Annotated in this window: 22 protein-coding genes and 1 tRNA gene; 10 read left to right on the plus strand and 13 right to left on the minus strand. The window is 31.5% G+C overall.

The window, feature by feature from the left end; genetic code table 11:
* Positions 1-102: 102 nt before the first annotated feature.
* The 4 genes from mgtE to gyrB form a co-directional block, all read right to left on the minus strand.
* A complete protein-coding gene (gene mgtE, locus HA145_RS09100; protein WP_209128820.1) occupies positions 103-1503 on the minus strand; it encodes a magnesium transporter in 1401 nt (466 codons plus the stop codon).
* A gap of 369 nt (positions 1504-1872) precedes the next feature.
* Positions 1873-2241 (minus strand): fluoride efflux transporter FluC, encoded by a 369-nt coding sequence (locus HA145_RS09105; RefSeq protein ID WP_209128821.1) that lies wholly within the window; start codon positions 2239-2241, stop codon positions 1873-1875.
* Positions 2242-2244: 3 nt separating this feature from the next.
* Entirely contained in the window at positions 2245-2574 is a 330-nt protein-coding gene (locus HA145_RS09110; protein WP_209128822.1) for a hypothetical protein, read from the minus strand.
* Positions 2571-4538, minus strand: a complete 1968-nt coding sequence (gyrB, locus tag HA145_RS09115; RefSeq protein ID WP_209128823.1) for a DNA topoisomerase (ATP-hydrolyzing) subunit B — start codon at positions 4536-4538, stop codon at positions 2571-2573. The genes HA145_RS09110 and gyrB overlap by 4 nt, the downstream gene beginning before the upstream one ends.
* Before the next feature lie 151 nt (positions 4539-4689).
* On the opposite strand from gyrB, the gene miaA reads away from it, so the two are divergent.
* The 4 genes from miaA (at position 4690) to cysE (ending at position 8021) form a co-directional block, all read left to right on the plus strand.
* On the plus strand, positions 4690-5589 hold the full coding sequence (gene miaA, locus HA145_RS09120; RefSeq protein ID WP_209128824.1) for a tRNA (adenosine(37)-N6)-dimethylallyltransferase MiaA: 900 nt from the start codon (positions 4690-4692) through the stop codon (positions 5587-5589).
* Between the two features lie 53 nt (positions 5590-5642).
* Positions 5643-6215: a translation initiation factor IF-3 gene (gene infC, locus HA145_RS09125; RefSeq protein ID WP_209128825.1), complete on the plus strand. Its 573-nt coding sequence runs from the start codon at positions 5643-5645 to the stop codon at positions 6213-6215.
* A 78-nt stretch (positions 6216-6293) separates the two neighbouring features.
* Positions 6294-7280, plus strand: a complete 987-nt coding sequence (locus HA145_RS09130) for a GntR family transcriptional regulator (protein WP_209128826.1) — start codon at positions 6294-6296, stop codon at positions 7278-7280.
* Positions 7281-7286: 6 nt separating this feature from the next.
* Positions 7287-8021 carry a serine O-acetyltransferase gene (gene cysE, locus HA145_RS09135; protein WP_209128827.1) on the plus strand — a complete coding sequence of 245 codons (735 nt, stop codon included), beginning with the start codon at positions 7287-7289 and terminating at the stop codon, positions 8019-8021.
* An 8-nt stretch (positions 8022-8029) separates the two neighbouring features.
* Here cysE and secA read toward each other — a convergent pair whose 3' ends face one another.
* Complete coding sequence (gene secA / locus HA145_RS09140) at positions 8030-10861, minus strand: preprotein translocase subunit SecA (protein ID WP_209128828.1); 2832 nt, start codon at positions 10859-10861, stop codon at positions 8030-8032.
* A 176-nt stretch (positions 10862-11037) separates the two neighbouring features.
* On the opposite strand from secA, the gene HA145_RS09145 reads away from it, so the two are divergent.
* Positions 11038-11493 carry a GNAT family N-acetyltransferase gene (locus HA145_RS09145; RefSeq protein WP_209128829.1) on the plus strand — a complete coding sequence of 152 codons (456 nt, stop codon included), beginning with the start codon at positions 11038-11040 and terminating at the stop codon, positions 11491-11493.
* Between the two features lie 52 nt (positions 11494-11545).
* Here HA145_RS09145 and HA145_RS09150 read toward each other — a convergent pair whose 3' ends face one another.
* A complete protein-coding gene (locus tag HA145_RS09150) occupies positions 11546-11977 on the minus strand; it encodes a nuclear transport factor 2 family protein (protein ID WP_209128830.1) in 432 nt (143 codons plus the stop codon).
* A gap of 280 nt (positions 11978-12257) precedes the next feature.
* Between HA145_RS09150 and HA145_RS09155 the strand changes: the two genes are divergently transcribed.
* Positions 12258-13550: an MBL fold metallo-hydrolase gene (locus tag HA145_RS09155; RefSeq protein WP_209128831.1), complete on the plus strand. Its 1293-nt coding sequence runs from the start codon at positions 12258-12260 to the stop codon at positions 13548-13550.
* 14 nt (positions 13551-13564) lie between these two features.
* Here HA145_RS09155 and HA145_RS09160 read toward each other — a convergent pair.
* The 3 genes from HA145_RS09160 to psbZ all read right to left on the minus strand — a co-directional run bounded on the left by HA145_RS09160 (position 13565) and on the right by psbZ (position 14421).
* Positions 13565-13636 (minus strand) — tRNA-Gly (locus tag HA145_RS09160).
* A gap of 61 nt (positions 13637-13697) precedes the next feature.
* Positions 13698-14174: a 6,7-dimethyl-8-ribityllumazine synthase gene (gene ribH, locus HA145_RS09165; RefSeq protein WP_209128832.1), complete on the minus strand. Its 477-nt coding sequence runs from the start codon at positions 14172-14174 to the stop codon at positions 13698-13700.
* Between the two features lie 49 nt (positions 14175-14223).
* Positions 14224-14421 carry a photosystem II reaction center protein PsbZ gene (gene psbZ / locus HA145_RS09170; protein WP_209128833.1) on the minus strand — a complete coding sequence of 66 codons (198 nt, stop codon included), beginning with the start codon at positions 14419-14421 and terminating at the stop codon, positions 14224-14226.
* 141 nt (positions 14422-14562) lie between these two features.
* On the opposite strand from psbZ, the gene mutS reads away from it, so the two are divergent.
* On the plus strand, positions 14563-17304 hold the full coding sequence (gene mutS, locus HA145_RS09175) for a DNA mismatch repair protein MutS (protein WP_209128834.1): 2742 nt from the start codon (positions 14563-14565) through the stop codon (positions 17302-17304).
* Between the two features lie 30 nt (positions 17305-17334).
* Here the strand turns inward: mutS and HA145_RS09180 are convergent, their stop codons facing one another.
* Positions 17335-17958: a precorrin-8X methylmutase gene (locus HA145_RS09180; protein WP_209128835.1), complete on the minus strand. Its 624-nt coding sequence runs from the start codon at positions 17956-17958 to the stop codon at positions 17335-17337.
* Between the two features lie 58 nt (positions 17959-18016).
* Here HA145_RS09180 and holA point away from each other — a divergent pair, with 58 nt between their 5' ends.
* The gene (gene holA, locus HA145_RS09185; RefSeq protein WP_209128836.1) at positions 18017-19018 is read left to right on the plus strand and encodes a DNA polymerase III subunit delta; all 1002 of its coding nucleotides are present in this window, start codon (positions 18017-18019) and stop codon (positions 19016-19018) included.
* A gap of 39 nt (positions 19019-19057) precedes the next feature.
* Positions 19058-20818: an aspartate kinase gene (locus HA145_RS09190; RefSeq protein WP_209128837.1), complete on the plus strand. Its 1761-nt coding sequence runs from the start codon at positions 19058-19060 to the stop codon at positions 20816-20818.
* 7 nt (positions 20819-20825) lie between these two features.
* On the opposite strand, the gene uvrB is transcribed toward HA145_RS09190, so the two are convergent.
* Both uvrB and HA145_RS09200 read right to left on the minus strand, forming a co-directional pair.
* A complete protein-coding gene (uvrB, locus tag HA145_RS09195) occupies positions 20826-22865 on the minus strand; it encodes an excinuclease ABC subunit UvrB (RefSeq protein ID WP_209128838.1) in 2040 nt (679 codons plus the stop codon).
* Positions 22866-22894: 29 nt separating this feature from the next.
* The gene (locus HA145_RS09200) at positions 22895-23671 is read right to left on the minus strand and encodes a DUF561 domain-containing protein (RefSeq protein WP_209128839.1); all 777 of its coding nucleotides are present in this window, start codon (positions 23669-23671) and stop codon (positions 22895-22897) included.
* A gap of 85 nt (positions 23672-23756) precedes the next feature.
* Between HA145_RS09200 and tilS the strand changes: the two genes are divergently transcribed.
* Positions 23757-24773 carry a tRNA lysidine(34) synthetase TilS gene (gene tilS, locus HA145_RS09205; RefSeq protein WP_209128840.1) on the plus strand — a complete coding sequence of 339 codons (1017 nt, stop codon included), beginning with the start codon at positions 23757-23759 and terminating at the stop codon, positions 24771-24773.
* Here tilS and HA145_RS09210 read toward each other — a convergent pair.
* Positions 24763-26748 carry a ribonuclease J gene (locus HA145_RS09210; protein ID WP_209128841.1) on the minus strand — a complete coding sequence of 662 codons (1986 nt, stop codon included), beginning with the start codon at positions 26746-26748 and terminating at the stop codon, positions 24763-24765. The two genes, tilS and HA145_RS09210, sit on opposite strands and share 11 nt — an antisense overlap.
* Between the last annotated feature and the right edge of the window lies 1 nt (position 26749).

Consider the following 26749-nt stretch of genomic DNA (forward strand, 5'->3'; position numbering starts at 1 on the left):
GTTGAATGTTGTTTTGTAAACAATACCATTAAGAATTGTAAAGTTAAACAAAAAAATCCACAAATTTACAAAAATGAGTACAACTACCTAGTCAATTTTAGTTTAAGAAGAACTTAACAGCCATTTTGCTGTACTTAGATAAATAAATACACCTGCAATATCAGTGACAGTTGTTATAAAAGGAGAGGACATTAAAGCTGGGTCTAATCTCATTTTATGAAACAACAAAGGGAGGATAGCTCCAGTAGTTGCAGCTAAAGTCGTTATAGAAATTAAACTTATCCCTACCGCAGAGGCTATTAAATAGCCTTCTCCTTGCCACCAAGCGAAAGGAAATACCACAAGCATCATCAAAATACCCAAAAGAGCTCCAGTTACGGCCTCTTTAAAAACTGCTTTTATAGCTCCAAGAGACTTTAATTTTTGAGTACTTAAACCTCTTATAACGACAGTTGAACTTTGAGCCCCAACATTTCCACCAGTGCCTATGAGCAAAGGAATAAATGCAGCAAGCAAAACTATTTCTCTTAAAATTTGATCATTCATCGCTATAACTTTTGTAGTCAAACCATTGGCTAAAACTAAAATTAATAACCATAATATTCTTCTTCGAGCCATCGTAAACAAACTACTTTGAAAATAATCATCTTCATCTCCAGATTGAACTGCTCCCGCTGCATAAATATCTCTTGTTGCTTCTTGCTCTATGACATCAATTAAATCATCGACAGTTACTATCCCAACAAGTCTTTTTTCTTTGTCAACAACTGGAAGCGCTAAGAAATCATATCTTTGTATTGCTCTTGCTACCTCTTCTTGATTCGTATTCGTAGAAATATTTACCACATCTTTTGTCATAACATCTCCAATTGGCTTAGATGGATCAGCAGTTACAAGATCTCTTAAAGAGAGAATACCAGTCAAATGTCTTTCTTTATCCGTAACATATAGGCTGTAAATCGTCTCTGTAAAAGGAGCTCTCTTTCGGACTAAAGAAAGAGCCTCAGCTGCCGTTTGCATCTCTTTAAGGTCTATAAATTCAGTTGTCATTAATCTTCCAGCAGTTTCAGGCTCATAACCTAGTAATTCAGCTGTTACTTTCCTTTCCCCAGGGCTTAGAGCAGACAAAAATTTTCTTACAACTTTTGCAGGTAATTCATCAAATAGTTGAACCCTATCATCAGGAGACATTTTCTCTACTATTTCCAAAACTTCTCCCGAACGAAGTCTGTCTAATAAAGTTTGCTGAACTATTGGATCTAAATATTCATAAACTTCAATTGCCTCATTTTTCTTTAACAATCGAAATGCCAATGCCTGCAATATTAATGGAAGGCTGCCAATTGCATCTGCAATATCAACTGGTTGGGAAGGCTCTAAAAGTAATTTTGCCTCATCATAATTTCCAGCGACGAGTAATTCTTCAAGTTGAATAGTAATATTTTCTCTAGTACTTAGATCTGAAGATAATGATGCAATCTTTTCAAGATTATTTTCATTCATAAATATAATCCCTTGTCAAAGTAACAAAACCATTATATGAAATCTAATTAATTTTTCTACTTATCCAATAGCCGAAACACATTGTTAGTAAGTTTATAATAATAATCAAATTAAAAAATATTATAAATTTGATCAAACCTCCTTGAATAAAAACTTGATACAAAAAAAATATAAATCCGCTAAAGGACGTAAAACACGAAAAAAAACCACTTAACAAAATTTTTTCTTTCGCGTAACTTAATCTTTTTGCAATAACAAATCCAAAAAGTAATGATCCAATTATTGAAACAATAAAATTATTATTAATAAAAATCCTGAAAAAACTGGCTAAAAAACAAGCTAAAAGAATATAGATATAACTTTTTTTTTTCATGTTATAATTTGCACCAAATAATAACCTAAATAAAAGCAAAAAAAGGAAACTATTATTACCTCAAAATAGTGAAAAAATAAACGAAATAATTTCCTCTTCTTTAATAAAATAAATAGTTGATATATAAAAGAAGAAAATGTGCTAAAACATCCTAAAAAACCAGTATAAAATAAAAATAATATCTTATTATTTACAAAATTAAATGCTACTAAAATTCCCAAAAAAAAGGATGATAGAAAATTGACTATGGAAGTATTTTGAATATCAAATCCTATATTAATTTTTAAATGTTTTTGTATAAATATCCTTGTTATTAATCCAAAAGTACTCCCAAATAAAATAATAATAATTGAGGTAAAATCCAAGATTTACATTTTTATCCAGCCTTTTAAAATCTTATTAGGATCGTCTAAAAATTTATTAGATGCTAACTCCACCCTTACCCAAATTTCACTTTCATTGACTTTCCAATTTCGTAAAATTGATAAGGTTGTTCCCATTTCAAGAACTGTTAGTTCTTTAGCATTAAGTTCAGGAAAAGAATAAAGAGAAGTGTTTGATGACAAGATAATTTCTTTGGCAGTTTTAGGAAAATCATTTTGATTTAAGCTTTTTTGAATCCCACCAGCAGGTAATGTAATTGGAGCAATTAATGCAAAAATAATTAAGCAACAATTCTTAAGCAGATTATTAATCATATATCTAAAGTAGCCAGATCTAAGTTACCGCTATGAGTTTCAATAAATTCTCTTCTTGGTGCAACTTTATCTCCCATTAAAATATTAAATATTCTGTCAGCTTCGAGTGCATCCTCAATTTCAACCCTTTTCATCATTCTAGTTTGAGGATTCATAGTTGTATCCCACAATTGTTTTGGCATCATTTCACCTAATCCCTTAAATCTTTGAATATTATAATTTGCGTTTTCTCCAAAACTTGTAATTGTATCCTTTAATTGATTCTCGTTATAACAGTATTTATGATTTTTACCTCTTTCAACTTTATAGAGAGGAGGACACGCAATATATATGAAACCTTTCTCAACAAGTTCCCTTTGATATCTATAAAAAAATGTCAATAATAAAGTTCTTATATGAGCACCGTCAACATCAGCATCCGTCATAATTACTACCCTGTGATATCTCAAAGAACTAATATCAAATTCCTCTCCCTTGATTCCTAATCCTAGAGCAGTTATTAATGACTGAATTTCAGTATTTTTATATATTTTAGTATCATCAGTTTTTTCAATATTAAGAATTTTACCTCTTAGAGGCAAAATAGCTTGAAATTTTCTATCTCTGCCTTGTTTAGCAGACCCTCCCGCAGAATCTCCCTCAACAATATAAATTTCTGATTCTGAGGGATCTCTAGAACTACAATCTGCTAATTTACCAGGCAAAGTTGAACTTTCTAGGACACTTTTTCTTCTAACTAATTCTCTAGCCCTTCTTGCAGCTTCTGCTGCATTAAATGATTGGATTGCTTTTTCAAGAATTAAATCTAAAATCCCAGGATTAAATTCCATATACTTTGTGAGAGCTTCCCCAATAAGAGAATCAACAATTCCTCTTACTTCAGTATTCCCTAATTTAGTTTTTGTTTGTCCCTCAAATTCGGGATCTGGAACTTTAACTGATAAAACTACGGTCAATCCCTCTCTGATATTTTCTCCGGCTAAATTTTTTTCAATATCTTTTCTTTTACCTCTTTTTTTAGCGAGATTATTGAATGTTCTTGTCAAAACTGTCTTTAATCCCTCAATATGAGTACCTCCATCAATAGTTCTAATATTATTTGCAAAACCTAAAATATTATCTGAATATACATCTGAACACCATTGCAAAGCTGCTTCTACGTATACGTTTTCTTTTTGTGAGTCAACATAAATTATCTCAGGATGTATAGAATCCTTTTCTGCATTCATGTATTGAACATATTCTTTAATGCCACCTTCATATAAATAAATTTCTTCTTTGAAAGAACCATCTGATAATTGATTTCTCTCATCTCTAAAAACAATTTTTACACCACCATTAAGATAAGCTAATTCTCTTAACCTAGATGAAAGAAGAGCATATTCAAATTCTATTCCTCCAGAAAAAATCGTTTTATCGGGTTTAAAACAAATAGTGGTGCCCTTTCTAGAAGGCTTAATAGTTTGCTTTTTATTTTGCAATTCACCCTTCGAAACACCTTTTTCAAATCTTTGATTAAACTCACTGCCATCTCTATAAACAGTAACATTAACCCATTCACTTAAAGCGTTAACTACAGATATACCTACTCCATGCAAGCCACCTGAAACTTTATAACCTCCACTTCCGAATTTACCACCTGCGTGAAGGACAGTCAGTACAGTTTCTAGAGCACTTTTCCCAGTTCTTGGGTGAATATCTGTTGGAATACCCCGTCCATTATCAGAGATCAAAGCAGATCCATCTGCTCGAAGAACTATTTCTATATGATCGCAATGTCCTGCAAGGGCTTCATCTACTGAGTTATCAACGACCTCATATACCAAATGATGCAAACCTCTGGGACCTGTAGAACCAATGTACATTCCAGGACGTTTACGAACAGGCTCTAACCCTTCTAAAACCTGAATCTGTTCTGCACCATAATCATTAGAGATTTTATTAGATCTTTTGTCCTCGCTCATTTAATATAAAAAAAATATTAAAACTTTTAAAATGTTATTTTTAAAAGGTCTTTCATTAAACTTACCACTGCAATAAGAGAAAGGCTCGAAGTCTATGGAAAATTTAATTTCTTTCATTATATAGCGAATAGATTTTTCTTCAGAAATTAATATGTCTTCTTATCAACCTCATGTAATAGTTTTAATTGGGCCCACTGCAAGTGGTAAAACTGAATTAGCTATTCAAATTGCAGAATATTTTAAAACTCGAATTCACAATATAGATTCAAGACAAATCTATAAGTCTATGGATATAGGAACAGCCAAACCATCTGAAAATCAGCAAAAAAAAATAAAGCATTACTTAATAGATATTGAAGAACCGATTAACCCAATTAATGTTAAAAAATTTCAAGAAATTGCTCAAAAATCAATCAACAGAGAAATTAAACAAAAAAATTTACCCTTTCTTGTTGGAGGAAGTGGTTTGTATATGAATTCAATCACAAAAGGTTTTTTTGTACCCAATGTCCCTCCTCAAAATCATTTGAGAAGTCAATTAGAAGAACTTGGTCAAAAAAAATGTTGGGAAATTTTAAAGAATTGCGATCCAATATCAACAAAAAAAATCAATTTTGCTGATCACATTAGAACAATAAGAGCTTTAGAAGTCTTTTATGTAACTGGTAAACCCTTATCAAAGCAAAAAGTTCAAAAACCTCCAAACTGGAAAATACTAGAACTTGGATTAGACAGAGAAAATTTAAAAGAAAGAATTTTAGAAAGAACAAAAAATATGTTTTCTTCAGGAATTCTTGAAGAGACGAAATACCTTATTGATAGATATGGGGCTGATTTATCAATCCTAGAGACTATTGGTTACCGTGAAGCTAAAGAGGTCTTAAATAACCGTATAACAATTAATAAAGCGATTGAGCTCACTACCACAAAAACTATCCAATTTGCTAAAAGACAAAAAACATGGTTTCGTAATAAAAATAATCCTCATTGGCTTAATAACAAAAACCTGCTAAAAGATGCAATAATTAAAATAGAGTCTTTTTTAGGCTAATTTTTAAAATAATAGATTTGTTCATCATCCAAGCAATTTATCAAACAAACTGAATGCCACCACGCCCACGCTTTGACCGCCGCGCTCCAGTAAGAGAGCTCCCAAATATTAATGAGAGAATAAAATATCCCCAGTTGAGAGTCGTTGATTCAGATGGGAAACAATTAGGGGTCATTGATAGGTTGAAAGCATTAGAAATAGCCTCTCAAAGGGAATTAGATTTAGTTTTGGTAAGCGAAAAAGCAAATCCTCCCGTTTGCAGAATCATGGACTATGGAAAATATAAATTTGAACAAGAAAAGAAAGCAAAAGAAGCAAGAAAAAAATCTCATCAAACAGAAGTTAAAGAAGTAAAGATGAGGTATAAAATTGACAAACATGATTATGATGTACGAATAGGTCAAGCTACTAAATTTCTAAAAGCTGGAGATAAAGTAAAATGCACTGTAATTTTTAGAGGTAGAGAAATTCAGCATTCAAATTTAGCTGAAACTCTCCTTCTAAAAATGGCTAATGATTTAGAAGAGCAATCAGAAGTACAACAAAAGCCAAAAAGAGAAGGGAGAAACATGATTATGTTTTTAAGCCCTAGAAAAACTCCTTTGATTAAAAAAGAAGTAGAGTGATTAATAATTACGTAAAAACTATGACAAATGTTAAAGTGTCACTACGGTTAAAAATTAATTAGTCAGGATTTTTCTAAAGTGAGATTCCATATTCAACAAGAAAGTGATATCCCAGCATCAACACAACTATATAATCAAATTTGCTTTGCAATAGCAGCACGACATTATCCTCCAGGTCACAGACTTCCCAGCACAAGGCAACTTGCAATGCAAACTGGACTCCATCGAAACACTATAAGCAAAGTTTATCGACAACTTGAAATAGATGGAGTTGTTGAAGCTATAGCTGGATCAGGTATCTATGTGCGAGATAATCTTACTAAAAAGGACTTTAAAAAATCAGTTTACTCAAAAGATAAAATCAGTAAAATACCGGATCAAGAAGCAAAAAAGGCTATTGATCAATTTATAAATCTTGGTTGTACCCTACAAGAAACAAGAGAAATATTAACCAATGAAATTGATTGGCGAATTAAATGTGGCACAAGAATTATAGTTAGCACTCCTAGAGAAGATATAGGAGCCTCTATGCTTATAGCAGAAGACCTCTCCCCAAAAGTTAATGTTCCAGTAGAAGTTGTCCCTATGGAGGAATTAGAAAAAGTTTTGAGTAATTCAAATAATGGTACTATTGTAACTAGCAGATATTTTTTACAACCTCTAGAAAAAGTCGCCAAACAACATGGGGTTCGTGCTATCGCAGTTGACTTGAGCGACTTTCAAAAAGAATTAAAAATTCTCAAAGAACTTAATGCTGGCAGTTGTGTAGGTATTGTTAGCATTAGTCCTGGTTTATTGAGGGCAGCAGAAGTTATCATTCATAGCATGCGTGGCAGTGAATTAATGCTTATGACGGCAATCTCAGATAATAAAAGCAGATTACTTTCACTTTTAAAAGCTTCAAATCACGTAGTATGTGATGGGCCTAGTTTGTCAGTTGTAGAAAATACATTATTAAAAAATCGGTCGCAAATTATGAGATTACCTAAAATAGTTTGCTCTAAGAATTATCTAAGTCTCGAAACAATAAGTCAACTAAAAAAAGAAATTGGAGTTATTAATTAGACCAAAATGCTAAAAACTTTTAGATCAGATATAGAAATAATCAAAGAGAGAGATCCTGCTGCTAGAGGAATATTAGAAATTTTTCTTTGCTATCCTGGCTTTCAATCAATAGTTATTCATAGATTTACTCATAAATTATGGCATTTAAAAATTCCTTTAGTTCCTCGCTTATTAAGTCATTTAAATAGGCTCGTTACCGGCATTGAGATCCATCCTGGGGCGAAAATTGGTAAAAGGGTTTTCATAGATCATGGCATGGGAGTCGTAATTGGTGAAACTGCTGAGATAGGCAATAATTGTCTACTTTATCAAGGAGTGACATTAGGAGGGACTGGTAAAAGTCATGGGAAAAGACACCCAACCTTAATGGAGAATGTTGTGGTTGGAGCTGGTGCAAAAGTTCTTGGCTCCATCACAGTAGGATCTAATACCCGTATTGGGGCTGGTTCGGTGGTAGTTCGTAATGTAGAGGGGAATAGTACTGTGGTTGGAGTTCCTGGCAGAGTAGTACATCAAAGTGGTGTCAAAATAAATCCATTAGCTCACTCTGCCCTACCGGATGCAGAAGCTAATGTAATAAAAAATTTAATGGATAGAATAGATCTGCTTGAAAATGAAATTCTCAAATTACAAAAAACTATACAATGCCTAGCTAACTCAGAATTAATTGATACTTCTAAACTTGGTAACGCACAAAATCTTAAAGACAAAGAAATTATAGAATTTCTTGGAGACGATTAAATCTTGATTTACTTTTTGTCACCCGTTTCAGTTTTAGGTTGAAACATAAACATTGAATAAATTACATTTCGTCTCATATTAGTCATCATTTCAAGAAACATATCATATCCTTCATTTTTATATTCAATTAAAGGATCTTTTTGTCCATAACCTCTCAAGCCAACTGATTCTCTTAAAGAATCCATAGATTGAAGATGTTCTCGCCATAAATTATCAATTTGCTGTAATATAAAAAATCTTTCAGCTTCTCTCATCAAACCAGGACGTATCTTGTCTATTTGTGATTCCTTTAAATCATAGGCTATTCGCATTTGCTCTTGAAGATAGTTTTTTAATTCTTCTATTGACAACAAGCTAACATGATCAGCTTTAAGATCATCTAATAAATAGATAAATTCTTTGACTTTAGAAATTAATTGTTCAATATTCCATTCTTCTGGAGGAAGATCAGGATTAATATAAGCCTCTACAATTTCACTCATTGTTCTCTCTCCATATCCTATTACCTGCTTCTTTAAATCAATTCCTCGCAAGACTCTTATCCTTTCACTATAAACTGCTTTTCTTTGATTATTCATTACCTCATCATATTCAAAAACTTGTTTTCTAATATCGTAATAATAAGTCTCAACTTTCTTTTGAGCACTTTCAAGAGACCTAGTAAGCATTCCTGACTCAATAGGCATATCTTCATCAACCCTAAATGCATTCATTAAATTTGCAACCCTATCGCCTCCAAAAATCCTTAATAGATTATCTTCTAAAGATAAAAAGAATCTGGTACTTCCAAGATCACCTTGTCTTCCTGCTCTACCTCTAAGTTGATTATCCACTCTTCTTGATTCATGTCTTTCAGTACCTATTACATGTAAACCACCAGCTTCTCTTACTTTTTCCTCTTCATTAATCAAAACTTTTTCATATTCTTTTTTAACATCTGATAAAGATTCTCTCAACAGCTTTATCAAATTGTCCTCTGTTGGAGCCTTTTCTGCAGCTGTAGCTATCTTGTCATCTAGTTCCAAGATAGAAAGTTGTCTATCTCCCCAATTTTCAACAAGTTTTTTAGATAAAAAAGACAGTTTCTTTTCAATTTCTTCATCTAGTTTGCAAGGAAAAAGACTTTTTGAAATGTCTGGAATATTTTTTTTCAAATTTGAAACCTTCTTTGAAGAAAAGCCACTCTTAGCTTTTGAACTTCTTTGCTTAGGGATCGGTGGCTTATGCTCATTATCTGGCTTAACTAATAAAGGTACTAAGATCTCTTTTAGTTTCAGTCTTGCCATATAGTCACTATTACCACCGAGAATTATATCTGTTCCTCTCCCAGCCATATTAGTAGCAATAGTAACAGCTCCTGCTCTACCAGCCTGAGCAATAATTTCCGCCTCACGTTCTACATTTTCAGGCTTGGCATTTAACAAATTATGTGGAATATTTTCTTCGGATAAAAGGGAGCTCAATAACTCACTCTTTTCCACACTTGTTGTACCAACTAAAACAGGTCTGCTCTCTCTGTGAATTTTTGCGGTTTCTTTCGCAACAGCTTTCCATTTTCCTATCTCTGTTTTAAATACTTGATCTGACCAGTCTTGTCTTTTCCTTGTTTGATTTGTCGGTATAACTGTTGATTCCAATTTATAAGTTTTTTCAAATTCAACCTCTTCAGTTTTTGCAGTTCCTGTCATACCAGCTAAACCAGGATATAAGAGGAAAAAATTCTGATAAGTAATTGATGCTAATGTTTGAGTTTCAGGCTGAATTTTAAGATTCTCTTTTGCTTCTATTGCCTGATGTTGTCCGTCGCTCCAGCGCCTTCCTGGCATCACCCTACCTGTAAATTCATCTACTATTACAGCTTCATCATTTTTAATAATGTAATTAACATCTCTAGTAAATAATTCTTTAGCTTTTAAAGCATTAGTTATATAGTGCGCCCAAGGATCTTGAGGATTATATAAATCACTCACTTCTAAATAATCTTCACATTTCGCGAAACCCTGATCTGTTAATATGCAACTTCTCTGCTTTTCATCAACTTCATAATCCCCTTCTGGATCTATCCCATCTTTACTTAATTCTTTTGCTTTGACTAATGCCAAAGCTAATTCCGAAGCTTTTTGATATTTTTCTTGTGGCCTTTCAACTTGTCCAGAAATGATAAGAGGTGTTCTAGCTTCATCAATTAATATTGAATCAACCTCGTCAATCACACAGTAATTGAATTTTCTTTGCACTACCTCATTAAAATCTGTAGACATATTATCTCTTAGATAATCAAATCCTAATTCGGAATTAGTGGCATATGTTATGTCGCAGTCGTAATTTTTCTTTCTCTCAACTGGGCTCATATCTTGCTGAATCAAACCAACGGATAAACCTAAAAAACGATGAACTTGTCCCATCCACTCAGCATCTCTTCTAGCTAAATAATCATTTACGGTAACAACATGAACTCCTTTCCCAGTTAAAGCATTTAAGTAACAAGGTAATGTTGCAACAAGAGTTTTTCCTTCTCCAGTCTTCATTTCAGCAATTTGACATTCATGTAAAACCATCCCACCTATTAACTGAACATCAAAATGTCTCATATCAAGAACACGTTTACTTGCTTCTCTGACAATTGCAAAAGCTTTAGGCAGATATTCTTCTAAGAGTTGCTTTTGTTTTTTGTAATTCAGTTCAGAGGAAATCTTTGATTTTAAATTATGAGTTTCTTCCCTTAGTTCATTATCAGTTAATTTTGAAATTTCATCCTCTAGAAAGTTTATTTCTTCAACTATTGGTTGATAGCGCTTTAACTTTCGTGTATTCGGATCTCCCAACAAAAGTTTTAGCATAAGTAAAAGTCCTTAAAAATTTCATCCTATTACAAACATTATAAATTAGTGCGTTACAACTGAATGAAGAATAATTATATCTCTTTAATTTAAAGAAATGATCGACTAAGGTGTTTAGATTGCAATTTAAAAAAATAATCTAATCATCATCAATCTTCTAAACCTTTTTTTAACAAATGAATGAAATATCTATAATAAAACATTCCAAAGGAGCTATTGGATTAAGGTTTTTTGGTTTAGGCCCCAAACTAAAGCCAAGCAATGGGCTCAATAAGCTACAAAAACTCTTAGATAGAAATACTTTTTGGGCAAAAAGTAGAACAATTAATGATCTGAAAAAATGTCTTTCCAATAGTGACGTTGTAATAAGTCTTTGGATTGGAGAAGAAATAGTAGGTTTTGGTAGAGCTTTAACAGATGGAGTTTACAGAGGTGTTCTTTGGGATGTAGTTATAGATCAAAATTATCAAGGCAAAGGTTTAGGAACAATTATTATAAAAAATCTATTATCTTCAAAAGAAATTAAAAATACAAAAAAATTATATTTAATGACAACTAATAAAAAATTATTTTACTCTCAATTTTCTTTCAAAGAAGTTACTTCTCAAAACTTGTTAATTCGAGAAATATAGACCACTGCTTTTTCAAAGAGATTACAATCTAGCAAAATTAATTTGTCAAAAATCAACTAACAAACCTACCATAAAGCCATCTTATAAAGGAACCTAAAATTGGAACTGGTCCAAAAGTTGGTCCACAAAAATCAAAATAATCTCTATGCTCTTTAATTAATCCATTGTCAGAAAATATTAAACGTGTAGTACCTGGATAAATAAATTCTTTACCCATTATTTTTAAACCCATTGTCCATTCGATGAATCCATAATTATTATTAATTGAAATCGCATGTGTCTCTAGACAAACATCATCACATCTTTTGACTAACTTTTCTTGTGCTGCAATGTAGCAATCTAATCCTTGTGTTTCTTGTGTAGGATCAATGAAAATAACGTTATCGTTATAAAATTCTGCCCATTTTTTTCTAGTGGGAGGGTTAATGCCATAAGGTTTAGTAAATAATTTTTTTAAATCTTCAGTAGAAATGATTTTAGACACTTTTAAATTTTTTTTGTATTTTAAAGTAAAAAGAAAAAAAATGGATATAGAGACTTATAAGCCTAACTATTAAACAGCAAAAAGGCTAAAGATATTAAATACATATATTTAAAAAAAATGGTATTGCTATGTCCAATTTATAGTTTTCAAAGTTATAAATTTCTTATTCTGCTCTTAGTAAGATAATAATTTTTGTTATCTTTGGTTTTTATGGATTAGACCCTCTTAAAATTCATAAAATTTAAATTAAAAGTAATCTTTCAATGCTAATTAGGAAATAATGAAAATTATTTGGGTAAATCACGCCTCTTTTATATTCGAACACTCTAATATTAGACTAATTTGCGATCCATGGTTAAGTGGAACAGCTTTTAATGAAGGTTGGCATTTATTAGCAGAAACGAAATTTAAATTTAAAGATTTTTCTCAAATTACTCATATATGGATTTCACATGAACATCCCGATCATTTTTCTCCAGCAACATTTAAAAAAATACCCAAAAATTTGATAGAAAACATAACAGTTTTATATCAATATACTGAAGATAAAAAAGTTTTAAACTTTATCAAAAAATTAGGATTTAAAACTATTGAAATAATCCCAAAGATACCTCTAAAAATTGCTAATGATTTTTATTTAATTAGTGATAAATTTGGAGCAGAAGATTCATGGTTAAAAATAGTAACCAAGGATTATAGTTTATTGAATATGAACGATTGTCCTATAAGAAAAAAAGATGATCTTAATAATTTAAAGCGCAATATTGGTAACGTAGATCTTCTCCTAACTCAATTTAGCTATGCAAATTGGTGTGGTAATAAATCCCAAAAAACTTTAAGGAAAAAAGAAGCTTCAGTTTATTTAAATCAAATGCTCAATCAAATTGAATTTCTTAAGCCGAGTACAGTTATTCCATTTGCTAGTTATATATATTTTTGCCACGAAGAGAATTTTTATCATAATGACTGCATAAATAAAATATCACTCGTTTACAAAACAATTAAAAACAAAACTAATGCAGATTGCAATGTTCTATATCCAGGAGATACTTGGGAAATTGGAGAATTATATAATTCCGCAAAATCTATTAAAAATTATGATAAAGACTATGATTCTCTGACAAAAAGAATACTCAAAAAATCAAAAAAAATTCCTATTAATGTTTTAATAAATTCAGCTAATAAATACAAAAATGATTTAAAAAAAAGAAATTGGATTTTCCCTTTAAAAATATTAAAGCTTTTTGGTTACTTGAGAGCAACAAAGATTTATTTAACTGATCATAAGCAAACACTATTATTTTCTTTTTCTTCAGGTATATCGTTCGATAATTTTCCGATTAGCGATTCAGATATACAATTAAGTTCTGAAAGCCTTTTATATTGTTTAAATTATCTTTGGGGAGTAGGGACACTAGCAATAAATGCTAGATTTGTGACTTCAAATAATGGATCTTTACGTTATTTTTATAGAAATTTTGCCTTAAGTGCAGAAAACAACGCAGGTAGGTATTTCCCAAAAGGCTATATCGCCAAATTAATTAACAAAATACTAAATAAGTTAAAATATTAATGTCAGTTTTAAAAAGCGGATGAAGAGATTCGAACTCTCGACATTCTCCTTGGCAAGGAGATGCTCTACCACTGAGCTACATCCGCAAACTCTTTTATCTTATCCTAAATAAGGAATCATTGATATAAATAATTAATTTTTTTTCAACTAATTTAAATTTTTCATTAAAGATCCCATCTCAATTGCTTGTAAAGCATAATTCCAACCAAGATTATTCTTAATCCCTGCTCTCTCTAAAGCCTGCTGCATAGTATCAGTAGTTAAAACTCCGAAAATAATTGGAATATCATTCTCATATGAAACTTGTGAAATGCCTTTACTTGCTTCAGATATAACTACATCATAGTGGGAAGTTTCACCACGGATCACAGCCCCAAGGGCAATTACAACGTCATAACTCTTTTTTTTCATTAGAGTTTTAGCTGCAATTGGCAATTCATATGAACCAGGAACCCATACTATATCAACTTGTTTGCTTAATTCAGAAGTATCTAAACCGTGTCTTTTTAAACAATCCAGGCAAGCGGATAAAATTTTATTTGTAATTAAATCATTAAATCTTGCTATTACAATCCCTACATTTAAAGTAGATGCATTAGTAAAAGACCCTTCAAAAATAGCCATTCAATTTTGCTTTAATACATTAATAGCCTCTCACGAAAAGGTATTAAGTTCAAACTAATGAAGAAACAATTCCTGTAATAAAAACCAAAACAACCCAAACAGCTGCAATGGAATAAATTTTCCTCCTGCTTTCTCGCTGTCCCTCCTCGGTAGAAGGTTGAGTTACATATAAAACTGGTACTCCTACCACCGCAATTAAAGAAGCGAACAATAGAGCATTAACAAAGAAAAAGTTAACAGCCTGCATAATTTAGTCTTAAGTTTCAAATTATTATAAATACTATAATCTCATGAAAATGATAATTTTTAGAGAAAATTTACATACTTTTAGCTACTTTAGATGCAAAAAAAATTTTTCTACCTAATATCTATTTAGGAAATAAAAACTATGCCAGAAGATTCGATAATACAAAAGAATTTATTTGCGATTGATAATGAAAATAATGAGCAAGAAGAAATAACAAAAATTCCAGAAGATTTATCTTGGGAAGATTTAAAAAAAGAATCTAAAAAAAGACCTAGACAAAGAAAAAATTCAACTAATTTAATAAATAAATTCAAGACTGATTTAATTTCAAATAACAAAAATGTTTGCATCAATGAAGAATCTTATAGTTATAAAACAGTTTCAAAACTGAAATTAACTCCTGTAATGAAGCATTATGTAACTCTAAAAGAGGAAAATAAAGATAGGTTATTACTTTATAGATTAGGAGATTTTTTTGAATGTTTTTTTGAGGATGCTGTATTAATATCTAACCTTTTAGAAATAACACTTACAAGTAAAGATGCTGGCAAAGAGATTGGAAAAATCCCTATGGCAGGGGTTCCCTATCATGCAATGGAGAGATACTGTGCTGATTTAATTAAAAAAAATTATTCTGTGGTTATATGCGACCAATTAGAAAAAAGTTCTGGCAATTATGGGACTCCAATTAAAAGAGGCATAACAAGAATAATTACTCCTGGAACTGTAATTGAAGAAGGGATGTTGATAGCAAAGAAAAATAATTGGATTACTGCTATCTACTTATCAGAAGAAAACTCAGACGAATCTTATGAATGGGGAATATCAAAGGCTGATGTAAGCACAGGAGAATTAATAACTTTAGAAGGACAATCTCTGTCAAAACTATTTGATGAAATTATTAAATTAGATTCTTCAGAAATCATTGTAGGAAGTAATGAAGTAAGAAATTTATTAATTAAGGGAAATAGTCAAATAACATATACTATTTCTCAAGAGACTAATTTTGGCATTAATGAAGCAAATTATCTAATAAAAAAATATTTCCAAATTGCAAACCTAGAAGGAATAGGACTTAAAAATTTTAACAATGCAACTAGATCTCTTGGAGGTTTATTAAAGTATTTAGAAAAAATTAATCCTTCAAATTTAGATAAAGATTCTTCTGTAAAAATCTCATTAGACTTTCCACAAATTCAATTTGGTCACAACAAATTAATTATTGATTATCAAACTCAAAAAAACTTAGAAATCAAAAATACACAACGAGAAAACAATTATGTAGGTTCGCTACTATGGAGCATTGATAGAACTTATACTTGCATGGGTTCAAGGTGTTTAAGAAGGTGGATAGATTCACCACTATTAAACGTTAATGAAATTTATAAAAGACAAAATATAATTAAAAACTTTATTGAATCTAGACAAGTACGTATAGATACCCAAAATTTACTTAGAGCAATGGGGGATTTAGAAAGACTTGCAGGAAGAGCTTGTGCAGGACATGCAAGTCCTAGAGACTTAATTGCAATAGCGGAAGGTTTAAAAAAATTACCTAGACTTAAATCTATAATTGAATTATTTAAATATGATCTCCCAGATTGGACTGATCAATTAAAAAATATTGATGCAGGACTTTTAGAATTAGCTGACACTGTAAGTTTTAAACTAATAGAAAATCCTCCTCTCAATATAAGTGAAGGAGGCATGATCCACGATGGTGTTGACAACATATTAGATGGTTTACGTAATTTAATGGATGATTACTCTAAGTGGCTAAATAAAGAGGAATTAAAAGAAAGAAAAATTAGCAAAATTTCAAACCTAAAAATTCAATTTCACAAAAATTTTGGTTACTACATATCTATAAATAAATCAAAAGTTAATTTAGCTCCACAACATTGGATCAAAAGGCAAACACTTACTAATGAAGAAAGGTATATCACTTCAGAAATTAAAAATAAAGAAAATAAGATTTTCCAAATAAAAAGTAGAGCTTCATCAAGAGAATATGAAATTTTCTGCGAATTAAGAAATATAGTTGCTGAAAAAACAAAACAAATAAGATCAATTGCAAAATCTATAGCATCTCTTGATGCATTGCTTGGTTTATCAATTACTTCAGTAGAAAATAATTTTATAAAACCTTCATTAATACCAATAAATGATGCAATGACAAAAAATAGTACAAAAATTATCGCAGGAAGAAATCCAATAGTAGAGCAATTGTTAAATGATAAAAAGTTTATAGCAAACGATATCTCTTTTGATGATAATCAAAAATTGATTATATTAACTGGTCCCAATGCAAGCGGAAAAAGTTGCTTTATAAGACAACTTGGTTTAATACAAATTCTCGCACAAATTGGTAGCTTTGTTCCTGCTAATAATGCTGAAATCAAGATTGCAGATAGGATTTTTACAAGAATTGGGGCGGTTGATGATCAATCATCTGGACAATCAACATTTATGGTAGAAATGTCTGAAACTGCATCAATTCTAAATCAGGCAACTTCTAGCTCACTAGTTTTACTTGATGAGATAGGTAGAGGGACATCTACTTTTGATGGACTTTCAATAGCTTGGTCAGTAAGTGAATATCTTGCAAAAAAAATTCAATGTAATACTATTTTTGCTACGCACTATCATGAGCTGAATTATTTAAAAAATTCAAATAAGAATATACAAAATTTTCAAGTTTTAGTAGAACAAAATAACGATCAGCTAATTTTTAGTCACAGAATTGTAAAAGGAGGCTCAAACAAAAGTTACGGTATAGAGGCAGCTAAATTAGCAGGAGTTCCAAAAGAAGTTATAGAAAAAGCAAAATCGGTTTTAAATTCTTTAGAAGAAAATAATAAATTAAATTATGATATTCAGTAGATTTTTGACTTTTTATAAGATACATACTTTTTAAATAGTTTCCCTCAACAAGGCGTTAACTGCAGCAGCTGCCATGGCAGCGCCTCCTCTAGTTGAATTCAAAACTATTCTAGGAAGATCAGTAGAAATGAGTTTGTTTTTGCTTTTCTCTACTCCAATAAATCCGACGGGCATTCCAATAATTAAACTAGGTAAATCTTTTGCATTCTCTAAAATATCAATTAAATAAGTTAAAGCTGTGGGCGAACTGCCAATAACTACAATAGGTGATTTGCTTCCAGAATTTATAGCAGATAACTCCTTCCAACCTTCACTTAAGCCATATGCAGTTTTAGTTAACTCAATATGCTTATTTTCTCCAAACCACATTCTCGCTGTAAATACTTTATTCCTAGTGGTATTCTCTGCCATAGATTTTATAGCTGCTGCTGCCATATCTGTATCAGTTAAAATTGGAGCACCATTTTTAAGTGCCTGAAGGCCTTTTTCGCAAGCACCTTCACTAAAATTAATAAGATTTTGGATAGAAAAATCCCCTGAAGTATGTACTAATCTCTCTAAAACTTTTTTTTCCAAATAATTTAGATTATTTGCTCCTAAATGAGATCTTATAAATTTAATGCTTTCCAAAAAAATTGGATGATCTATTACCATTGAATTTTATTTGTGTTAGAAGTAATCATAGTTAATATATATTTTTTATTGAGCGATTATGCCAATACAAATATTATGGGGTAATGATCTAAATGCTCAAAATAAATTTATTCAAAAATTAATAGATAACGAAGTATCCAAAGAATGGAAGGAAATAAACGTAACTAATTTAAATGGAGATGATGATGAGCAAGTCAATAAAGCTTTTGATGAAGTTCTTACACCTCCTTTTGGAGATGGATACAGAATAGTTATATTGAAAAATAATCCAATTTTTACCGAAAAAAATGAGTATCTAAGAATTAAATTTGAAAAAATTCATGACAATATACCGCAAAATACTTATTTGATTTTGCAAAATACAAAAAAACCAGACTCACGCCTAAAGAGTACTAAATTTTTACAAAAACTTATCAAAAATAATTTGGCCAAAGAAAAATCATTTTCTTTACCAGAAATCTGGGACTATGAAGGACAAAAAAGATTCTTAGAAGATGCAGCAAATTCAATGGATATCAAAATTGATAATAATGCAGCTGAATTAATTATTGATTCAGTTGGAAATGATAGCTTTAAATTAATAAATGAGTTAGCGAAAGCAAAAACATACCTTTCTGCAATATCAAGTGATTTGAATTCACAACTTTTTCTAACAAGTATTGATGCAAAAAAAATATTTTGCGATCATCAATCCAATATTTTCAAAATCATTGATCTTCTCTTACAAAAAAATATTAATGAAAGCCTAATTGAAATAAATTATTCCTTACAGAAAGGAGAACCTGCTTTAAGATTAAATGCAGGTTTAATCAGTCAAATAAGGATTCATACAATTATAAAATTAGCAGTCAATGCAGGAAACGATAATGCAGACAAGATTTGTACTCTTGCAGGTATTTCAAATCCAAAAAGAATTTTTTTTATTCGAAAAAAAGTAAAGAACATATCACAAGATTATTTAATGGATTTATTGAGTAACTTATTAGATATTGAATCATTGCTAAAACAAGGTAATAATCCTATAAATGTTTTTACAGATAGTTTAATTAATTTAAGTTAACCAAATTATAAGTTTAAGAATTTACATTATGATTTAAACATGGCATTACTTGTAAAAAAATTTGGCGGCACCTCTGTAGGTGATATTAAAAAAATTAAAAATATTGCAAGTAGTATTTGTCAAAGTAAAGAAGCAGGAAATGAAATTGTCGTGGTTGTCTCTGCAATGGGTCAAACCACGGATAATTTAAATTATTTAGCGGAATCAATAAGTAAAAATCCTAATCGAAGAGAATTGGATATGCTTCTCTCAACTGGAGAACAAGTAACCATAGCTCTTCTCTCAATGGCATTAAACGAATACGGAATACCTGCAATTTCAATGACAGGTAGCCAAGTTGGAATTATTACTGAATCAATTCATGGGAAAGCAAGAATTCTGGATATAAAAACAGAAAGAATCCAAAATTATATAAATCAGGGTTTTGTAGTTGTAGTGGCTGGATTTCAAGGAACAACATTAAGCCATACGGGTTCAATGGAAATTACAACTTTGGGTAGAGGTGGTTCAGATACTTCAGCAGTAGCTTTATCAACAGCTTTAGGAGCTGAGACTTGCGAAATTTATACAGACGTACCAGGAGTTCTTACTACTGATCCAAGAATTGTTGCTAATGCAAAACTCTTAGATGAGATTAGCTGTGAGGAAATGCTTGAACTTGCAAGTGTCGGTGCTTCAGTTCTGCATCCACGAGCAGTAGAAATCGCTCGTAATTATGGAATTAAATTATGTGTCAAATCAAGCCAAAGTGACTCAAGTGGGACTCTCCTAGAAAGTCAAATCCAACCTCTCCCGCTAAAAAGAGGAAGCTTAGAATTAACAAAAACAGTAAATAGTCTTGAAGTATTAGAAAACCAAGCAGTATTCAGTCTCTCAAATATTCCTGATAGACCTGGGATTGCTGCACAAATATTTGAAAAACTTTCAGAAGCAAGTATTAATGTAGATTTAATTATACAAGCTACAAATGATGGAAATAATAACGATATAACATTTACTGTTAGTGAATTAGAAGTTAAAAAGACTACAGAACAATGTGAACTTATAACTAGTCAATTAGGAGGACAATATAATCTAAAAACAAACATGACTAAATTAAGTATTCAAGGAGCGGGCATTATGGGTAGACCTAGTGTTTCAGCTGATTTATTTGATACTTTATCTCAAGCGAATATAAATGTCAGGTTAATAGCTACTAGTGAAATTAAAGTCAGCTGCGTAATTGAAATTAATAATATTCCAAAAGCTATTAGATTTGTTGCTGAGAAATTTAAATTATCTGATACACAAATATTTGTTAATCCAATCAACGAAAAACAAGATCAACCTGAAGTAAGAGGAATTGCATTAGATAAAAATCAAGTTCAAGTAAGTTTTCGAAAACTGCCTGATCGTCCAGGTGTAGCAGCATCGATATGCTTAGCATTAGCTGAAAATAATTTAATTTTCGATACGATCGTGCAGTCTGAAAGAATTTCCTCTTTAAAAACTAAGGATATTAGTCTTACAATGAATAAACAAGATAGAGAAAAAGCTAACTTAGTTTTTGAGGCTTTAACAAAAAAATTACCCGGATCATACATTGCAGATGGCCCTGCTATAGCCAAAGTAAGTACTGTTGGAGCAGGAATGGCATTTAAGGTTGGAACAGCTGGAAAAATATTTAGAGCATTGGCTGATCAAAATATCAATATTGAAATGATCGCTACTAGTGAAATCAGAACTTCATGTATTGTCTTAGAAAAAGATTGTGACAAAGCAGTAAATGCAATTCATAATCATTTCGAATTAGAAAAATAAGTTCTTTTTAATTATTTCTTGCCAATTTTTGTCTTAATTTTTTGATTCTATCCCGCAAATTTGCTGCTTCTTCAAAATTTAAATCTTTTGCAGCATCTTTCATTTTAATTTCTAACTTTTCTATTAAGTCAGGCAATTCTTCTAGCAAACATTGGTTATCACTGGAATTTAGAATTGAGTCAGTTTTGTTATTGACAATATTTATTAAATCTTTAGATAAACCACCAGCATCTAATTTTCTGGAAAGTTCTAGAAAAGATAATATTGAATTTTCGATTTTTTTGCCTGCAGGTTTTGGAGTAATACCATTGACTTGGTTATATTTTTCTTGAATAGTTCTTCTTCTTTCAGTTTCAGATATTGCTTTTTTCATTGAATCTGTGAAGTTATCTGCATATAGCAAGGCAACACCTTCAACATGTCTTGCAGCTCTTCCTATTGTTTGAATTAATGACCTTTCTGCTCTCAGAAAACCTTCTTTATCAGCATCTAAAATGGCAACTAAGGATACTTCAGGAAGATCAAGTCCCTCTCTTAATAAATTAACTCCTACCAAAACATCATATTCGCCCATTCTAAGGTCTTGAATAATTTCAATTCTTTCAATTGAATGAATTTCGGAATGCAAATATCTAACTCTTACTTTATTTTCAGATAAAAAATCAGTTAGATCTTCAGCCATTCTCTTAGTAAGCGTTGTCACTAGCACTCTTTGATTTTTTTCAGCTCTAATTCTTATTTCAGATAAAAGATCTTCTATTTGGCCCTCACTAGGTCTTACATCAATTACAGGGTCTAATACCCCAGTTGGTCTTATAACTTGCTCAATAAATTCACCATCACATTGATCTAATTCCCATTGACCGGGAGTTGCACTTATAAATAATGTCTGTTTTGATTTTTCCCAAAACTCTTCACATTTTAAAGGTCTATTATCTGCAGCACTTGGCAGTCTAAAACCATGATCTATTAAAACTTTTTTTCTAGATTGATCACCGTTGTACATCGCATGAAGTTGAGGACATGTTACATGACTCTCATCGACTACTAACAACCAATCATCAGGAAAGTAATCTATTAAGCATTCTGGAGGTGAACCTTCCTCCCTACCTGATAAATGACGAGCATAATTCTCAACCCCATTACAATAGCCAACCTCTTTAAGCATTTCTAAATCATATTTTGTGCGTTGTTCTAAACGTTGAGCCTCTAATAATTTTCCTTCGTATGTAAATTTATCGAGTTGAGTTTTTAATTCACTTTTAATTGCACTGATTGCACTCTCAAGTCTTTCTTTTGGAGTAACAAAATGCTTCGCAGGGTAAACACTTACTTGTTCTAAACTTTCAAGTATTTCTCCAGTAGTAGGGTCAACATATCGAATAGCCTCGACTTCATCACCAAATAATTCGATTCTTATTAATCTATCTTCATAGGCTGGACCAATTTCTAAAACATCGCCTTTAATTCTGAATCTACCTCTAGTAATTTCAATATCATTTCTAGTATATTGATTTTCAACAAGAGATCTTAAAGAAGAACGTAGATTGATAGATTTTCCAACTTGAAATTTAACTGCAGCTTTTAAATATTCACTTGGTATACCCAGACCATAAATGCAACTTATAGATGCTACTACAATTACATCTTTTCTCTCAAACAAGGAGCGTGTTGCAGAATGCCTGAGCATATCTATCTCTTCATTAATTGAAGCAGTTTTTGCTATGTAAGTATCACTTACAGGGACATAGGCTTCAGGTTGATAATAATCGTAGTAAGAAATGAAATACTCTACAGCATTTTTTGGGAAAAATTCCCTTAATTCATTACATAGTTGTGCTGCTAACGTTTTGTTATGGGCTAATACAAGTGCTGGTCTTCCTGTTTGTTGAATTACATTCGCAATGGTAAATGTTTTACCAGTTCCAGTAGCTCCTAAAAGAGTCTGAAACTCTTTACCATTATTAACGCCTTTAACTAATTTTTTAATAGCCTCAGGTTGATCTCCATTTGGTTCGTAAGGAGCTTGAAGCTTATAGTTGTTCATCAAGCTAATAGCTAAAGGATATTGCTATACTAGGAAATTTTTTCTCCGATTATTGAATTCTTCAAAGATTCTTTTAGGCCTCTTATAACAGCAATCATTGATATTAAATCATCTAATTTATTAACTACAGATCCAACGCCAACAGCTGAGGCTCCAGAGGATATTGCTAATGGACAAGTCACTTGGCTTAATCCAGAGGCACTCATGATTGGTATATTCAGGAATTGTTTCTTAAATTCTTGATGAATAGCATAGGTAGCTGCAAGAGTTGGTACTGATTTTTCAAAAAAGCCTTGAATTCCTGGAGAGTAAGGAGTAGAACTGGTGCCACCTTCTGTTTGAATAATATCAACACCTTCTTCTACTAGCTTCACAGCAAGATCAACTTGTTTATCAATAGGCATAGTATGAGGAACAGTTACTGATAAAGGAACATTAGGCAATAAATCTCTCGTCTCTTTTGTAATGTTTAAAACTTTTTTATCTGAAAAATTAATCCCTTTTTCATAAAAAGTATCGTAATTTCCAATCTCAATTAATGATGCTCCTGCTTTTACAGAATCTTGAAAAGATCGAGGCACAACTGAACTAACACAAACGGGTAGTGTTGAATTCTTAAGTGCTAAATCAACAAGTTCAGGTTTACAAGCAATATCGACAAGATCTGCACCTCCCAATGAAGCAGCCTCAACAATTCTTTTCACCGATTGAGCATCGAAATTATTTAATCCTGAAATAACTTTGAGTAAGGATTTGCTTCTTAACTCTTCTTTGATTTTTTGTGGCAAAAGATTAATCAGACTCATTTACTTGATGAATTTATTACCCGATTGTGACATTGTTTTAGTAAAACGGTGCATTTTTTAAAAAATATTATCTGAGCAACACAAAATGTCTGATAAAAAATTAACTCAGAAAAATTGGTCATCGTGGCATCATAAGCTTCATAAAGAGATTCTTAGCAAAAACATATTAATTCCCAAAGGATCGAATATTTTAATAAGTGTTTCAGGGGGACAAGACTCGATGGTCTTATTGACCCTAATTAATGACCTAAAAAAAATTCATAATTGGTCTATTAGTGTTTGGCATGGTGATCATCAGTGGCACGAAAAATCCTCAGTCTATGCTCGTGAATTAAAAAGTTATTGCGAAGATAAAAATATTTCATTCTATTTTGATCAAGCAAATAAAGAAAATATTTCTTCAGAAGAAAAAGCACGAGAATGGAGATATAAAAATTTATGTGAACGGGCCAAAACTTTATTAAATAAGAACCAGCAAAAACATAATATTTATTTGTTAACTGGTCACACGAGTAGTGATAATGCAGAAACATTTATCCTTAATTTATCTCGAGGGAGTAATTTTGCAGGTCTGAGTAATATTGAGAGCAAAAGAGTACTTGAAAAGCAAATTTTTTTAATAAGACCAATATTAATTTTCAGTAGAGAAGATACAAAACAAATTTGTAATGATATGAAAATCCCATTCTGGGAAGATCCTACAAATACAGATCTTAAATTAAAAAGAAATTTAGTTAGAAAAAAAATTATTCCTGCTTTAGAGGTTATTTATCCAGGTTGTTCTGAAAGGATAAATAATTTTTCCCAAAAAATGAGCAACTACAATAATGAACGTAATGATCTTAGTGAACTAGCATACCTTTATTGTAAAGATGTAAAAGGTATCAATAGAAATCTCTTAAATAATATGTGTATTGAAGCGAGGTGCACAATCTTAAATAAATTTTTAAAAGAAATATCTGCAAAGCAATATAGTTCTAAAAATCTAGCAAAATTAGCAGCTTCAATTTATGAAAAAAATAAAGGTGAAATTAACTTGCAAGAGTTTTTAAAAATTGTTTGGAATAAAAACTATATAAATTTTGAAAAAGTTAAGATGTGACAGCAGATCTTCTTCTTCTTGTTCTACCTTCAAATGAATCTTCTGTAGGAGTCTCAGCTGATGGATTCTGTGAAACTTTTGGAGTTTTTTGGTTATTTTGTGGGTTATTTGATCTATTTGGATGATTATTTTGTGATTTCTTATGGAAATTATTATTATTTTTATTTCTATTAGAAAAATTTTGCTCTTCGGTAATCTTTGGAATATAAGCACGAGTTCCACTTGGAGCAGGTTGAACTAAACACAAAATAAGTGGCTCAACTTGTAATTCTCTTCTCATTCTTCTCGATAAACCATTTTCAATTTCTCTTTGTACACCAATCCAATCTACTTCAAAATTATTAGGCCCAGTTTGTCTGGATAATTGTTTCCATCTATTTTCTAAAACCCAGCTTATTTCTCGTTCTGTCCACATAGACATTTTTCTTGGCTCTGCAGTAGTAACAACTCCTCTTAAATTAACTCTGGGAGGAGCAACCATCTTCCCATCTGTACTAATAGGAGCTAAAACAGTTACTACACCATCCCCGGCTAATTGTTGTCTTTCCTTTAATACTCGAGCATCTACTATCCCATTTCGTGAGTTATCAAGGAGTTCAACACCAGCTTTTACAGGATCACCTTTTTGAATAGAATTAGGTGTTAACTCAACTACATCTCCATTTTCAATAATTAAAATATTGTCCTTTGGAACCCCCATAGTTTGTGCACTCTTCCCATGACAAACAAGCATTCTATGTTCTCCATGAACAGGGACAAAAAATTTAGGTTTTGCAAGTGCCAACATTAACTTTTGATCTTCTTGAAAACCATGACCAGAAACATGAATATTCTCACCCTTTCCATAAACAACCTTTGCTCCGAGTTTCATTAATCTATCTATTGTATTAACAACAGAAATAGTATTACCAGGAATTGGACTGGCTGAAAATATTACAGTATCAGTAGTCTTAAGACGAACATGCTGATGTTCACCACGAGATATTCTGCTTAACGCTGCTAGGGGTTCACCTTGACTTCCAGTCATTAATAATAAGGTCTCTCTATCTGGCAAATCTCTAATTTGCTTGATAGGAACAAACAAATCATCTGGGCATTTCATGTAACCAATATCTCTCGCCTTAGCAATAACATTTATCATCGATCTACCTAACAAACCGACCTTTCTTCCATGTTTCATGGCCAACTCTAGGATCATTGTCACTCTATGAACAGAACTAGCAAAAGTGGTAAGGATAACTCGTTCTTTTGCCTCCGCAATATGTTTTTCTAAAGAGGGATAGATAGTCTTCTCAGAAGGACAAAAACCTGGAACTTCAGCATTAGTCGAATCACTGAACATGCATAAAACGCCCTTCTCTCCGTAATGCACCATCCTTTCAATATCAAATTGCTCTCCATCTACTGGCATATGATCAAACTTAAAATCTCCCGTGAAAATAATTGTGCCAACAGGTGTTGTAACTGCTAAAGAAAAACTATCACAAATAGAATGGGTATTTCGAATAAATTCAACAGAAAAATGTTGTCCCACTTTTACAACATCTCTTGGATTTACTGTCTGTATAGTTGTTCTATCAGATACCCCTGCTTCATCCATTTTCCCTCTAAGCATTGACATTGCTAATCTTGGGCCATAAATAATCGGAATATTAAAATGCTTTAGATGATGAGAAATACCCCCAATATGATCTTCATGACCATGAGTGACAATCATTCCTTTTATTCTTCTTTGATTTTCTTTTAAAAAAGTTGTATCTGGCATAACAACGTTAACGCCATGCATACCATCAGATGGGAAAGCTAGGCCAGCATCAACAAGCATCAATTCATCACCATATTCAAAAACACAAGTGTTTTTTCCTATTTCATGAAGTCCTCCAAGAGGTATTACTCGCAGAGCTGGCGTATTACTTTTAGATCTAGATGAATCATGAGTAGATCTATTTACATTTGAATTTGTACTTGATTGCATA

Origin of the sequence: Prochlorococcus marinus XMU1411 (assembly GCF_017696075.1) — a bacterium.
Lineage (GTDB): Bacteria > Cyanobacteriota > Cyanobacteriia > PCC-6307 > Cyanobiaceae > Prochlorococcus_A > Prochlorococcus_A marinus_V.